General features: G+C 65.8%; 11 protein-coding genes. 9 read left to right on the top strand and 2 right to left on the bottom strand.

Translation table 11 applies throughout. The annotated features are described in order from the left end of the window. Positions 1–141 precede the first annotated feature (141 nt). From HT578_RS01725 to HT578_RS01690, 8 genes are all read left to right on the top strand, one after another. On the top strand, positions 142–1,881 hold the full coding sequence (locus HT578_RS01725; protein WP_213501794.1) for an SLC13 family permease: 1,740 nt from the start codon (positions 142–144) through the stop codon (positions 1,879–1,881). A 62-nt stretch (positions 1,882–1,943) separates the two neighbouring features. Next, positions 1,944–2,399, top strand: coding sequence for an RrF2 family transcriptional regulator (locus HT578_RS01720; protein ID WP_213501792.1), 456 nt, complete (start codon positions 1,944–1,946; stop codon positions 2,397–2,399). Positions 2,400–2,517: 118 nt separating this feature from the next. Beyond that, entirely contained in the window at positions 2,518–3,567 is a 1,050-nt protein-coding gene (locus HT578_RS01715) for a sulfate ABC transporter substrate-binding protein (RefSeq protein ID WP_213501789.1), read from the top strand. A gap of 5 nt (positions 3,568–3,572) precedes the next feature. Then, positions 3,573–4,475 (top strand): sulfate ABC transporter permease subunit CysT, encoded by a 903-nt coding sequence (gene cysT, locus HT578_RS01710; protein ID WP_277884183.1) that lies wholly within the window; start codon positions 3,573–3,575, stop codon positions 4,473–4,475. Beyond that, positions 4,472–5,299, top strand: coding sequence for a sulfate ABC transporter permease subunit CysW (gene cysW, locus HT578_RS01705; RefSeq protein ID WP_213501787.1), 828 nt, complete (start codon positions 4,472–4,474; stop codon positions 5,297–5,299). The genes cysT and cysW overlap by 4 nt, the downstream gene beginning before the upstream one ends. Further along, on the top strand, positions 5,300–6,277 hold the full coding sequence (locus HT578_RS01700) for a sulfate/molybdate ABC transporter ATP-binding protein (RefSeq protein ID WP_213501785.1): 978 nt from the start codon (positions 5,300–5,302) through the stop codon (positions 6,275–6,277). Further along, the gene (locus HT578_RS01695) at positions 6,274–6,456 is read left to right on the top strand and encodes a YezD family protein (RefSeq protein ID WP_213501783.1); all 183 of its coding nucleotides are present in this window, start codon (positions 6,274–6,276) and stop codon (positions 6,454–6,456) included. The genes HT578_RS01700 and HT578_RS01695 overlap by 4 nt, the downstream gene beginning before the upstream one ends. Positions 6,457–6,676: 220 nt before the next feature. After that, complete coding sequence (locus tag HT578_RS01690) at positions 6,677–7,612, top strand: formylglycine-generating enzyme family protein (protein ID WP_213503929.1); 936 nt, start codon at positions 6,677–6,679, stop codon at positions 7,610–7,612. A gap of 64 nt (positions 7,613–7,676) precedes the next feature. Here the strand turns inward: HT578_RS01690 and HT578_RS01685 are convergent, their stop codons facing one another. Then, positions 7,677–9,749 carry a S9 family peptidase gene (locus HT578_RS01685; RefSeq protein WP_213501779.1) on the bottom strand — a complete coding sequence of 691 codons (2,073 nt, stop codon included), beginning with the start codon at positions 9,747–9,749 and terminating at the stop codon, positions 7,677–7,679. Positions 9,750–10,067: 318 nt separating this feature from the next. Here HT578_RS01685 and HT578_RS01680 point away from each other — a divergent pair, with 318 nt between their 5' ends. After that, complete coding sequence (locus tag HT578_RS01680; protein ID WP_213501776.1) at positions 10,068–13,430, top strand: hybrid sensor histidine kinase/response regulator; 3,363 nt, start codon at positions 10,068–10,070, stop codon at positions 13,428–13,430. Here HT578_RS01680 and HT578_RS01675 read toward each other — a convergent pair. Then, positions 13,404–14,036 carry a response regulator transcription factor gene (locus HT578_RS01675; RefSeq protein ID WP_039393707.1) on the bottom strand — a complete coding sequence of 211 codons (633 nt, stop codon included), beginning with the start codon at positions 14,034–14,036 and terminating at the stop codon, positions 13,404–13,406. The two genes, HT578_RS01680 and HT578_RS01675, sit on opposite strands and share 27 nt — an antisense overlap. Positions 14,037–14,085 lie beyond the last annotated feature (49 nt).

Raw genomic sequence — 14,085 nt, 5'->3', positions numbered from 1 at the left:
ACGCCTCGTATGGGGGGACGACGCCTACATAGACGGGCCAAAAGATTTGGCCTACTAAATTAATCGGGATATAGGGCGAACCCGTCAGCCCCGACGCCCGGGTGGCGTCAGGCCAGGCTGTTCGATCAGGAAGAATACGGCATGACGTTCGCGCAATGGGCAATCCTGGGCATCCTCCTGGCCATGATCGTGGCCTATGCGTCCGAGCGCTTTCGCGTCGAACTTGTCGCCATGGCCGGTCTCGGCGCCGCCTTCGGACTGGGCCTCGTGCCGGTGCAGGCGGTCTTCGCCGGATTTTCCAATCCGGCGGTCATCACCGTGGCGGAAATCCTGCTCGTGGTTGCCGCGCTTGCGCAATCGCGTGTGATCGACACCTTCGCACGGCGCATCGTCAGCCGCGTGCACGGAGAGACCGCGATCCTCGCCGTCCTGTGCGGCCTTGCCGCGCTGGCTTCCACGGTCATGAACAACATCGGCGCGCTGGCGCTCTTCTTCCCGGTCACACTGTCGGTTTGCGCGCGCCTCGGACTGCCGCCGGGGCGCATGCTGATGCCGCTCTCCTTCGCAACCTTGCTCGGGGGCACCTGTTCCCTCACGGGTACGCCTGCGAATCTTGTCGTCAATGACTGGATGGTATCGCAAACGGGCGCAAACATGGGCTTCTTCGGCCTTGCCATAGTGGGCTTGCCGGTCATGGCAGTGGGCCTTGTCTGGCTGGTTCTCGCCGCCCCACGCCTGCTGCGCGCGCCTGCGAACGCCCCTGCCGGGAACGATGTCGGCCCCGCCTCCTTCCTCACCGAAGCACGCGTACCCGACGGTTCTGCGGCGAAGGGCCTGCATCTGCCGGACGCGGAAGCCCGCTTCGACATCCTCGTCCACGGCGTCGTGCGCAATGGTGCCCACGTCTTCGCGCGCCGGGCAGATATCGTCTTGGCCCAAGACGATATTCTCCTCCTTGAGGCCGACTTCGCGCTGGTCGACCAGCTCCATCTGGAAGGTGCCCTTGCCCCTGCGGAACGCCACGAGGGGACCGCCACGCCCGAACGCAGCGAGGCCGTAGTCATGCCGGACAGTTTTCTCCTCGGCTCACGAATCGGCGACATCGGGCTGTTTGCCGAGCACGCGATCCGCGCGGTCGGGCTCGCGAGCCGACGCCACCGGATAGAGGGGCGCTTTGCGGATCTCCAGATTGGGGTCGGCGACGTCCTCATCCTTGAGGGCGATCGCGAGGCGCTGGGAACGACCCTGGCCGAGGGCGCGCTCCTGCCCCTGTCCCGGCACCGCCCGCCCCGTCTCAACGCCCGTGCGGCGACGGGTGTCGGCGTCTTTGCGACCGGCGTGCTCGTCTCCGCCTTTGAACTGATCCCGGCCGAGATCGCCTTTGGCGCGGTCGTGTTCCTCCTCGCCGCGACCCGCTGCCTCAACCTGCGCACCGCGTTGCAAGAGCTGAACTGGCCGATCGTAATCCTGCTCGCCTGCATGATCCCGCTTGGCCTGGCGGTGCAAGATACAGGAGCCGCGCGGGTGATCGCCAACGCCATCGTCGCCTGGCTCCCCGGCGAACAGCCGCTCGGAGTGATCGCGTTGGTACTGTTCATGGCCATCGCCATCACCCCGTTCATCGACAACGTGTCGACCGCGATCGTGCTCAGTCCCATCGCCACAAGCATCTCCGCGCGCACGGGCGTGGCGCTGGAGCCCCTGCTGATGGCCGTCGCGGTTGGCACTTCGCTCGACTTTCTGACGCCGTTCGGCCACCACAACAACGCGGTCGTGATGGGCGCAGGGGGCTATCGCTTTCGGGACTTTCCCCGCTTTGGCGCTCCACTCCTGGCGCTGTGCTGTCTTGCCGCGCTGCTTGCGTTGGGCCTGATGGTCTAGTTGTATCCGCGCCCTTGGCGGCGTAAAGTCCAGTTCTGTTGTAGGGAAGTTGCACCCAGGTCATGATCTCGAACAAAGCCAAGTACGCCCTGCGTGCCCTTCTTGCCGTAGCCGCCCAGCCTGAAGGCGAGGCCATCACCAGCACCGAGATCGCCCGTAGCCACGCGATTCCGCACAAGTTCCTCGAGCAGATCCTGCTCGATCTGAAGAAATCCGGCATCCTGGAAAGCCGCCGAGGCAAGGCGGGGGGCTATGTCATGTTGCGACCGACGGACACGATCAGTTTTGGCGAAGTTCTGCGCATTTTCGATGGCCCCCTTGCGCCGCTGCCGTGCCTGTCACGCAACGCTTACCGTCGCTGCGAGGACTGCGAGAACGAGGCCCGGTGCATTATCCGTCGCGAGCTCGCCCGCTCCTACGAGGCGAGCCGACAGGTACTGGAATCGCGCACGATCGCGGATGCCTTGCGCGAAGGCCAGGATCCCGGTTTCATCGCACAGGAGCGCAGGGCTGGCTAAGTCCGTGCGCTTTTGCGCCTTTACAATCCCTACCATCCAGATAGGAATAATGCGGTAATGAGTCGCTCCCGCTTTTCCGTCCACACGGGCGGAGGGAAGGCATTCAGGAGACCGCGTAATGAAACCTGCCCTGAGGACACGCGCCCGGCGCGCCGCCGTCCTGCTGCTGGCTCCCTTCGTCCTGTCCGCCTGTTCGCAGGCTGGTGATGGTGCCGCGGGCGAGACCATCGAACTTCTGAACGTTTCCTACGACCCCACGCGCGAGCTTTACGAAGCGCTCAACCCACGTTTCGCAGAGCATTGGAAGGCCAGGACCGGCAAGGACGTCTCCATCCGGATGAGCCATGGCGGATCGGGCAAGCAGGCCCGCGCGGTAATCGATGGCCTTTCGGCCGACGTGGTGACGCTGGCGCTCGCCTACGATATCGACGCGATCGCCGCGCGCACCGGCGGCAAGCTGCCGGTGAACTGGCAGGCCCGCCTGCCCCACAACAGCACGCCCTACGCCTCCACCATCGTCTTCCTCGTGCGCAAGGGAAACCCCAAGGCCATTGCCGACTGGAATGACCTGGTGAAGCCGGGCGTCGCCGTGATCACGCCCAATCCCAAGACCAGCGGCGGAGCGCGCTGGAACTTTCTGGCCGCCTGGGCCTACGGAAAAGCGCATGCAGGTGGCCGCGATGCGGGAGCGCAGGAGTTCGTGCAGCGCCTTTATCGCAACGTGCCCGTCCTCGATAGCGGCGCGCGCGGGGCCACCACGACTTTCGTGGAGCGCGGCATCGGCGATGTCCTGCTGGCCTGGGAGAACGAGGCCTATCTCGCCCGCAAGGAACTGGGCGAAGATCGCTTCGACATTGTCACGCCCTCGCTCTCGATCCTTGCGGAGCCCCCCGTGGCGGTGGTCGATGGCAACGCGCGGCGTCATGGCACCGAAGAGGTCGCCCGGGCTTATCTCGACTATCTCTACTCCCCCGAAGCCCAGGAAATCATTGCGCAGAACCATTATCGCCCGATCGACACCAACGTGGCGCAGCGCCATGCGGATGACTTCCCCACGCTCAACCTCGTGACCGTCGACGGCCAATTCGGAGGCTGGAAGGCGGCGCAGGAGCGCTTCTTCGCCGATGGCGGAGTGTTCGACCGCATTTACGCCCCCGGCGGACGGTGACGGCCATGGACATGACGACTTCGGTGGTGCTCGACCACCACACGCGGCCTGCCCGGTCCGACAGGGTACCGCCGCCACGCCCCAGGCTCCGCCCCCGCTCGATCCTGCCCGGCTTCCGGCTGACCATGGGTCTGACCCTCCTGTGGCTGTGCCTGATCGTTCTGATCCCGCTCAGTACGGTATTCCTCGCCAGCGCCGGATTGGGCTGGGCACGATTTGCCGAGGCGGCCTTCTCTGCGCGCGCGCTGGCGGCCTACCGGATCAGCTTTGGCACGTCGCTGATTGCAGCCAGCGTCAACGCGGTGTTCGGATTGCTGACCGCCTGGGTGCTGGTGCGCTACGCCTTTCCCGGCCGACGCCTCGTGAATGCGCTGGTCGACCTGCCCTTCGCGCTCCCGACCGCGGTGGCGGGCATTGCGCTCACCGCGATCTGCGCGAGCAATGGCTGGCTCGGCCGCGTCACGGCGCCTCTTGGCCTGCCGCTCGCCTACAACCCGGCGGGGATCACCCTAGCGCTCATTTTCGTGGGGCTCCCCTTCATCGTGCGCGCGGTCGAACCGGTGCTCGAAGACTTCGACCGTGAGGTCGAGGAAGCGGCGCTCTCGCTGGGCGCAGTCCCGGTGCAGGTCTTTGCCCGGGTGATCCTGCCCGAGATTCTGCCCGCGCTCCTGACCGGTTTTGCGCTCGCCTTCGCGCGGGGACTGGGTGAGTACGGCTCGGTCATCTTCATCGCCGGGAACATGCCCTTCACCTCGGAGATCGCCCCTTTGCTGATCGTGACCCACCTTGAGCAGTACGACTACGCCGGTGCCGGTGCGATCGCCACCGTCATGCTGATGGCAGCTTTCGCCATGCTGCTGGTGATCAACCTCATCCAGGCCTGGAGCCGCCGCAGGAGCGTGCGATGACGTCCCGTCTCCGTTCTGCAGGCCCGGCGGTACTGATCCTTGCCGCGCTGGCCTTTCTCGCCCTGTTCCTGCTGCTTCCACTCGTGGTGGTCTTCGTCGAGGCGTTGAAGCATGGTCTCGCCGCCTACGCGGCCGCACTCGTCGATCCCGATGCGCGCAGCGCGATCCGTCTGACCTTGCTGGTGGCGGCAATCAGCGTGCCGGTGAACGTGATCTTCGGGCTCGTTGCGGCCTGGGCCATCGCCAAGTTCGACTTTCCCGGACGCAGCCTTCTCATCACTTTCATCGACCTGCCCTTTTCGGTCTCGCCGGTGGTGGCAGGCCTGGTCTACGTGCTTCTTTTCGGGGCACAGGGGTGGCTCGGACCCTGGCTCGACAGCCACGACATCCAGATCGTCTTCGCGGTGCCGGGGATTGTCCTTGCGACCATCTTCGTGACCTTCCCCTTCGTCGCCCGCGAGCTCATCCCGCTCATGCTGGAACAGGGCCGCGACGACGAGGAAGCCGCGCTCTCGCTGGGAGCCTCGGGCCTGCAGACGTTCCTGCGCGTCACGCTGCCCAACGTGCGCTGGGGCCTGCTCTACGGCGTGCTCTTGTGCAACGCGCGGGCGATGGGCGAGTTCGGTGCGGTATCGGTGGTGTCGGGGCACCTGCGCGGACTGACCAACACGATGCCGCTCCACGTCGAGATTCTCTACAACGAATACAACTTCGTGGCCGCCTTTGCGGTGGCCTCGCTGCTGGCCGGCCTCGCCCTTGTCACCCTGGTTCTCAAGACCCTGGTCGAGGCGCGGTTCCAGCATCATCAACGGAGGAATGCCTAGATGATCGAACTTTCCGGAATAGCCCAAAGCTACGGCGCGCAGACCGTGCTCCAGGATATCGACCTGTCGGTGCGCGATGGCGAGTTCCTTGCCCTCCTGGGCCCCAGCGGTTCGGGCAAGACGACGCTCCTGCGCATCATTGCCGGGCTCGCCTTTCCCGAGCGGGGCACCGTGTGCTTCAACGGCGAGGATGTGACCGACCTCAAGGTCGCGCAGCGCAAGGTGGGCTTCGTCTTCCAGCACTACGCGCTCTTCAAGCACATGACCGTGGCCGACAACGTGGGCTTTGGTCTGTCGGTACGCGGCCGCCGCGAACGCCCCTCCCGTGAGGCGATCCGGGCCCGCGCCGAAGAGCTTCTCGACCTGGTCCAGCTGGGCGGCCTTGGCGCACGCTATCCCGCACAGCTTTCGGGCGGCCAGCGGCAGCGCGTAGCGCTCGCCCGCGCCCTTGCCACGGAACCGCAACTGCTTCTCCTTGATGAACCCTTCGGCGCTCTCGACGCGCAGGTGCGCAAGCATCTGCGCCGATGGCTGGGAGACCTTCACAAGCAGATGGGTCTGACCACGATCTTCGTGACCCATGACCAGGAAGAGGCGCTCGAACTGGCGGATCGTGTGGTGGTGATGGAGGGTGGCCGGATCGAGCAGGTCGGCTCACCTGAGGAGATCTACATGGCGCCCGCCAGCCCCTTCGTCGCCCGCTTCGTGGGCGAAAGCACGCGCCTGCCGGGTGGCCACCTCGTGCGTCCGCACGACATCGAGATCGAGACATCGGGCGACGTGGGACATCCAGTGCAGGTCGCCAATGTCTTCCGCAAGGGCGGATTCTGGCGGATTGAGGCATACAGCGAGGAGCTTGCCGGGCTCATCGAGTTCGATGCCGATGGGCGCCGTTCTCCGCCTGCCGCGGGCGACACGGTCCATATCCGCCCGCGCCGCTTTCACATCATCCAGGGACTGGACGAGGTCGCGTCATGACGGCTTCGTCGCTTACCAATGCCGCCGCGACGGGTGACCACGCGCTTGAAACCAGCCTGGCGAGCGTGCGCGAGGCGCTGAGCGGACTTAAGTTCGGCAGCGTCTCGCTGACCGTTCACGAAGGCCGTGTTGTCCAGATCGACGTGACCGAAAAGCGGCGCCTGGTGCCCGTACGCTAGGTCCGTCCAAGGGTGTCAGGCCTGCCGCCATTCTCCGCGTGTCAAAGTTGCCAGGCGGTGGCCGTCCTCGCTCGGCCGGAATGTCCATGAGCTTTGGCACCCTACGTAGCCAAGGCTTGCACGGAGCGAGCCTATCGCGCAAACTTGGGATATGACCGTAGAAAGCAGCTGTGCAACGCCCGAGGCGACCGCCGCGTCTTCCACAGACCTGACCTCAGGAATGGTGCGCATCGAAGGGGGCACTTTCACGATGGGCTCCGAGGACTTCTACCCGGAGGAAGCACCACGGCGGCAGGTCCGGGTGGACAGCTTCTGGATAGACGAAGTTCCGGTCACGAACCGTGAGTTCGCTCGCTTCGTGGAGGCGACCGGCCACGTGACGTTTGCCGAGATCGCGCCTGACCCCAAGGACTATCCAGACATGCTTCCGGGCATGGATAAGCCTGGATCCCTGGTCTTTCGCAAGACCAGCGGACCTGTCGACATGGGCAATCCCGGCAACTGGTGGCATTTCGAGTTCGGGGCGGACTGGCGCCATCCGCTCGGTCCCGGGGCCGACATCGAGGAACTCGGGCTTTGGGATCATCCGGTTGTCCAGGTCGCTTATGGCGATGCGCAGGCTTACGCAAAGTGGGCGGGCAAGGAATTGCCGACCGAAGCCGAATTCGAATACGCCGCACGCGGCGGGCTGGACGATGCGGCCTATGCCTGGGGCGATGAGCTGGCACCAGATGGCGCGATGATGGCCAATTACTGGCAGGGCCTGTTTCCCTTCGCCAACACCATGGCCGATGGTTGGGAGAGGACCTCGCCTGTGCGCAGCTTTCCGCCCAACGGGTATGGGCTCTACGACATGATTGCCAACACCTGGGAGTGGACCTGCGACTGGTGGTCGCAGAACCCGGGCGCGGGGTCCCTCGCGAAGAAAAGCAAGGGAAGCTGTTGCACCATCGCCAATCCGCGCGGCGGCAAGCTCAAGGAGAGCTTCGACCCGGCGCAACCCAAGATCAAAATCGGACGCAAGGTGTTAAAAGGCGGCTCGCACTTGTGTGCTGCAAACTACTGCCAGCGCTATCGCCCGGCCGCGCGCCATCCCGAGGCGATCGACAGTTCAACCACGCACATCGGCTTTCGCTGCGTCGTGCGCGGGGGCTGAACCCGAAGAATCCGACCGGGCCGGCAGGAACGACCTGCCAGCCCGGCTCACATAATTATCCCGCTCAGGGTTTCAGGTGCGTTTCGAAGAAATCGAGCGTGCGCTCCTGCACGTCGATCTGGTGCGCGCGCTGCTGGATGGAATGCCCCTCGCCCGGATAGTAGACGAGCTCCACCGGCTTGTTCAGCCGCGTGAGGCCGGTGTAGTACTGCAGCGACATGTCCGGCGGCACGCGGGTGTCCGCCTTGCCGTGCAGCAGCAGGACCGGGGTTTCAACCTTGTCCAGCAGACGCACCGAGGACACCGCGTCAAGATCGGCCAGATGCTCCTGCGCCTCTCCGAAGTAGGCCGCCGAGAAATCGGGGATGTCGGTCGTGCGGGCGAGAACCGCCATGTCGACCGGGGCGGCTCCGATCACGGCCGCCTTGAAGCGATCCGTCTGCGTCACGCTCCAGGCCGACATGAAGCCACCATAGCTCCAGCCACCGATGCCCAGGCGCTCCGGATCGGACGTGCCATCGGCCACCAGCGTGTCGATGCCGTCCATCATGTCCTGGTAGTCCGCGCCGCCCCAGTCGCTGCCGACCGCGCGCGCGAATTCGGTGCCCTGCCCGTCCGAGCCGCGGATGTTGGGAAGCAGGACGGCATATCCATGGGTTGCGAGCATCTGCGCCCATTCATGCCAGCTTCCCAGCCAGCCGGACCACCAGGCCCATTCCGGACCGCCATGGATCTGCACGACCGTAGGGAGCGCTGCCTTGCCGTCGTATCCCGGCGGCGTGACAAGAACACCGTAGATGGTGCGGCCATCGACCGTGCTGGTCCAGGAGACCTCGCGCACATCGCCAATGGTCCAGTCGGCCACCTGTGGGTTGATCCGGGTAATGGCCGTGGTCTCGCCGCTGGGCGTCAGTGTCCAGATGTCCGAGGGGCGCTGAGGGCTGCTCAACGCAACGGCAATGCGCTGGCTGCTGGCGTCGAGAGCCAGGTCGTGCGCTTCCCCGTCCAGCTGCGCTAGCGAGTTGACATGGCCATCCAGTTTGATCTGGACGACCTTGGAGCGGGTCGCCTCAAAGGTCGTCGCGAGGATCGAGCGGCTGTCCGGCGCCCAGGTGAAATGGGTAAAGAGGCCGGGATACTGATCGCCCAGATTAAGCGTCTTGCCGCTGGCGAGGTCATGCACCCGGACAGCCGAGCCGATGGGATTGTCTGCGCCCACCACCGAGGAGAGCAGTTTGCTTCCGTCGGGCGACCAGCTGATCGGACCGCGCGAATGGGCAATCAGGGTTCCGCCCAGCTTGCCGGTTTGCGGATCGAGCAGCGCGACACCGGTGCCGTAGAAGAAGGTGTTGATGTCGGTGTTGTCCGCCGTGCTCACCGCGATGTGGGAACCATCGGGCGACCAGGCCAGTTCAGAGATGTTGAGCCCATCGGGCGAGACCCGGCGCGCATCGCCTGTCTCCAGATCAAGGATCCACAGGCGGGTGAAGTGGCCCGGCTCTCCGTAGACGACCTCGTCGCGGCCCGCCTCGGCATCGGCCTGCTCTTCCGGCGTTTCGGGATCGGCCGCGAGGAAGGCAAGACGGCGCCCATCGGGCGCGAACGCCAGCTTGGTGACAGATGTGCGCATGGCTGTAAGCGGGACGGCTTCACCACCATCCGCGAACATCATCCAGGCCTGCGTCGTGCCCTTTGCCTCGCCCTTCCCGGCACGGGCGCCTTCGACCTTGGTGGTGAAGCGGAATTCGGTGTTCTCGTCCTCGACCAGCGGATTGGCACGGTCGGAGAGGAAGGCAATCCGCTGGCCATGCGGGCCCCACTGCGGCGACGTGCTGATCCCCTTGGCTCCGGCGAGCAGCTTGGCAGGCCTGCGGCCATCAGTCGGGACGAGCCAGATGGACTGGCGCTGTGAGCCTGCCGTCGCGATCTGGTCGGTCACGGTATAGAGGATGCTCTGGCCATCGGGCGACATGGCGATTTCCCGCATGTCCTTGAGACCCACGATATCCTCGGGCGAGATCGGGCCGCCCTCTTCGGCCTTCAAGGTCTGTTCGGATGGCTCGGCAGGAGCGGCGAAGGCGACGGCCGGCCCCATCGCCAGCATGGCGGCGAGGACGGAACGGATCATGTAGTGCATTGGCGTACCCTTGTGGCGCCCCGGCTTCGTTGCGCAGGCTCGGCTGCGACGGGGCGGCCCCGCGCATAAGACCGAAACTTACGCGATGTGAAGGGTAAGCAGGCATTTTCAAACAGATCCCGCATCTTGTTCACAAGCTTGCCCCCTCTGCACCGTGTCGGATCCGCATGAGGGATGCGAAATTGGGCACATGACACACCGCCATGCGTGCACTAGAAATCTGCCGAGAGGGGGAGTGCCGCAGGTGAACAATTCAAGCCACATTGCGCCAGAGGTGGGCCCGGTGCCCGGCCAGGCATATGCTTTCCGGGCGGCGCAATGAGCTTGTCCAGTGCCATCTTCGCCTCTCTGGGGCTGGTCCTCATCCTGTTTGCCGTTGCAGGAACCGTGGAGCGCATGGCGCGCCGTGGACGCCTCCAGCGCCGTGCCCGGCGCGGGGCCTACACCCTCGCGCTTGGCGTCTACTGCACCAGCTGGACCTTCTACGGATCGACCGGCACCGCGGTGCAATCGGGCTGGGCTTTCCTTCCCATCTATGCCGGACCGATCCTGCTGCTGCTGCTCGCACCGGGCTTTCTGCATCGCCTGGGACGCGCGGTGCTGCAGGAGCGCGCGACGACCGTCTCGGACTTCATTGCCGCACGCTTTGGCCATGACATCGTGGTTGCCCGGCTCGTCACGCTTATCGCGCTCCTGGGGAGCATTCCCTACCTCGCCTTGCAGCTTCGCTCCATCGGCAACGCGCTCTCCCTTGTGTCGGGGTCCGCAATTGCTGTCCCGGCCATGGTTGCAGCCAGCATCCTCCTGACCCTGTTCGCGCTCCTCTTTGGCGCGCGGCGCTTCGAACTGGCGGGCCGCAGCGAGGGCCTGCTCTTTGCAATCGGGCTGGATTCCGCGTTCAAGATCATCGCGCTCGGTGTGGTGGCCGTTCTGGCGCTCAGCCTGCTTGCAGGTGCAGAGCCCGCGCGCATTGCGACCGGGGCCGCGCAGATGCGCGCCAATTTCGCCCCCGGAAACATCAGCCTCGATGTAATGACCGTTCTCCTCGTGTCGGTCTTCGCCATCGTGGCGCTGCCACGTCAGTTCTACATGAGCTTTGTCGAGGCGCGCGCGGAGGACGACATGCTGCGCGCGCGCTACGGCCTCGCCGCCTACCTAGCCGCCATGGCGCTGATGATTGTCCCTATCGCTCTGGCCGGTCACGCCCTGCTTCCGGAAGGAACATCGCCCGATCTCTACGTGCTGAGGCTGCCCGATTGGGTCGGATCCGAACTGGCTCTCGCCGCGGCACTCCTTGGCGGCGTGGGAGCGGCCGCCTCGATGGCGATCGTGGATACGACGGCGCTTGCGACCATGGTGTCGAACGACCTGCTCGCACGAGCGGTCTTTGCCGCCCCCGGAGCCGAGACGCGGCGTCAATCGGCCGGGGGTATCGGGCGGCGGATGCTGGCGCTACGACGGCTCTCCATCGCAGCCATCATGGCGCTCGCGCTGGCGTTCGCCCTCCTCGTGAACCGCGACCAGTCGCTGGCCTCGATGGGCCTTGTTGCCTTTGCCGCCATGGCCCAGTTCACGCCGCACCTGATCCTTGCCACCAACGGCCGCGACCGCGATCCTCTCGCCGCGCGGGCGAGCCTGGCCGTCGGCCTGGTCGTATGGGCCTACACGCTGGCCCTGCCTCCGATCCTCCCCGCAAGCTGGATCCTGTTCCTGGAGCGCGGCCCGTTGGCGCCGGAACATCTCTTCGGCATCGCGGCAACGAGCGCCTTTGTCCACGGCGTGCTCTGGAGCCTGGGGCTGAACCTGGCCGTCTATGCCCTCATCGCCGCGCGCAAGATGCCTGCACCGGCCCTGCCCAGCCTCTTTGCCCCCTCGCACCGGGTCACGAACCTGGGCGAGCTGGAGCAGTTCGTCGCCAGTTTCATCGGCGAGGAACGGGCGCTCCGGGAATTTCCTTCCGGTGAACACGGCCAACCTGTCGATCGCCGCACGGCCCACCGCGCGCAGGCTCTGATCGGCGAAGTGGTGGGGGCGGCCTCGGCTCGCACCCTGGTCGCCTCGGCTCTTGCCAGTGGACAGATGTCGATTGCCGATGTCACCCGATTGCTCGACGAGGGCGGGCAGTCGCTGCGCTTCTCGCGCCAGCTTCTGGCCGCGACCTTCGAGAACATCGATGCCGGGATCAGTGTGGTCGATGCCGAACTCAATCTCATCGCCTGGAACTCACGCTACGAAGAGATCCTGAAGTACCCGGCCGGGCTGGTGCGCGCGGGCATGCCCATCGAGATCCTCATCCGCCACAACGCCGAGCGCGGAGACTTCGGTTCGGACGACGTGGAGGCGGCCATCGCTCGGCGCCTCGACCATCTACGTGCGCGGCAGAGCCACAGCTTCGAGCGGCGGCGTGACGATGGACGCGTGGTCAAGACCGTGGGCGGTCCGATGCCGGGGGGCGGCTACGTCATGTCCTTCACCGACGTGACCGAGGAAGTGCGCGTACGCGACGAGTTGGAGCGCACGCTTGCCGAACTTGAACACCGGGTCGAGGAACGCACCCACGAAGTGCGCGAGGCCAACCGCCTGCTGGCCCGCGCGACACAGGACAAGACGCGGTTCCTCGCCGCGGCCAGCCATGACCTTCTCCAGCCGCTCCACGCAGCCCGTCTGTTCACTGCGGCGCTAGGGCGCAAGGCACACGCCGACGTGGAGCCCCTCGTCGGGCGGGTCGACAGCGCCATCGTCGCGGCCGAGGAGCTCCTGCGCGCCCTGCTCGACATCTCGCGCATCGATGCGGGCGGCGTCATTCCCGATCCCGAACCTGTCGCGCTCAAGCCCTTTCTCACCGATCTTGCCGAAAGCTTCCGGCCCAGTGCGGAGACAAAAGGGCTCCGGCTCAAGATCGGATCGCTCTTCGGGCAGGTCGAGACCGACCCCGGCCTTCTGCGTTCGGTCATGCAGAACTTCCTCTCCAACGCCATCCGCTATACGCAGCGTGGCGGGGTCGTGCTGGGCGTGCGGACGCGCGGTGACTGGCTGCGCATCGACGTGGTCGATACCGGGGTCGGCTTTCCGCAAGAGGCCGCCGAGACGATCTTCGGCGAGTTCACGCGCCTCGGTACGGTCGAGGCCGAGGGCCTGGGGCTGGGCCTCGCCCTCGTCGAGCGGATCGTGCGCCTTCTGGGGGGGCGCATGGAGGTCTCGTCCAACGAGGGGCGCGGAAGCCGCTTCAGCCTGCTTCTCCCGATGGCGGAAACCGTGGCCTCTCCCATGCCCGAAACATCCTTGCCGCGCGAGATCACAGGCCCTGTTGCACGCCTGGCCGTGCTGGTGGTCGACAACGATACCCGGATCGTTGAGGCAACGGTCGCCCTGGTCGAGGAACTGGGCCACCGCGCCGTAGGCGTCACGGGCGTAAACCAGGCCCTGCCCTATGCAGGCGAGATCGACGCGGTCCTTGCCGACTATCGCCTGGACGGGGACGAAACCGGTATTGCTCTGATCGAGGCGCTGCGTGCCATTCGCCCGACCCTGCCCGCCGCCATCCTGACGGCCGAGCCGCAAGGGCCGGTTCGGGCTGCCGCTGAAGCGCTGGGCGTCCGGGTTCTTGCCAAGCCGGTGGAACCCGGCCTTATCGAAGGCTTCCTGGCCAGTGTCTCAATGGCTGAGGTGCAGGCCCAGTGAGCGCGCGACCAGTGCAGCCTGAGTGCGGTTGCTGACGTCGAGCTTGCGCATGATCGCGGTCATGTGCGCTTTCACGGTCGCCTCGCTGACCCCCAGGCTATGCGCGATCTGCTTGTTGAGCTGACCGTCGAGAACCGCGAGAAGTACCTTGAGCTGGGTCGGCGTGAGCCCGGCAACGCGCTCACGGATCGGGTCGAGATCGCTGGGCTCGGCCTGTTTGCGCGGAGCCGGCGCCGCTCCTGAGAGCGCCGCTGCAATCGCGGCTTCGATCTCGGAAAGGTCCGCGTCCTTGTGAAGGAAGCCCTTGGCCCCGAAGGCGCGTGCCTCTTCGGCGGCGCTCGCGCCTTCCGCGCTGGACACGACAAGGATCGGGACATCGGGCCGCTCGGCATGGAGCAGCGCGATCCCTGAGAAGCCGACCGCACCGGGCATCTTGAGGTCCAGCAGGATCAGGGCAAGATCGGGGTGAGCTGCAACAGCACTCGAGGCGGCCACCAGGGTGCCCGCCTCGAGGATCTGCGCATCGGGCGCGACCTGCCCCACCGCCAGGGCAAGGGCCTGGCGGAAAAGCGGATGATCATCGGCAATAAGGACGCTGCGAGTCATTCCCTGTGCCTAGCATCGGCCTTTGCGCCCTGCATCCCTCTTGTGGCAA

The organism is Novosphingobium decolorationis (genome assembly GCF_018417475.1).
Lineage (GTDB): Bacteria > Pseudomonadota > Alphaproteobacteria > Sphingomonadales > Sphingomonadaceae > Novosphingobium > Novosphingobium decolorationis.
Note: the sequence above shows the minus strand (reverse complement) of the source record. Positions and strands in the feature narration are given on the sequence as shown.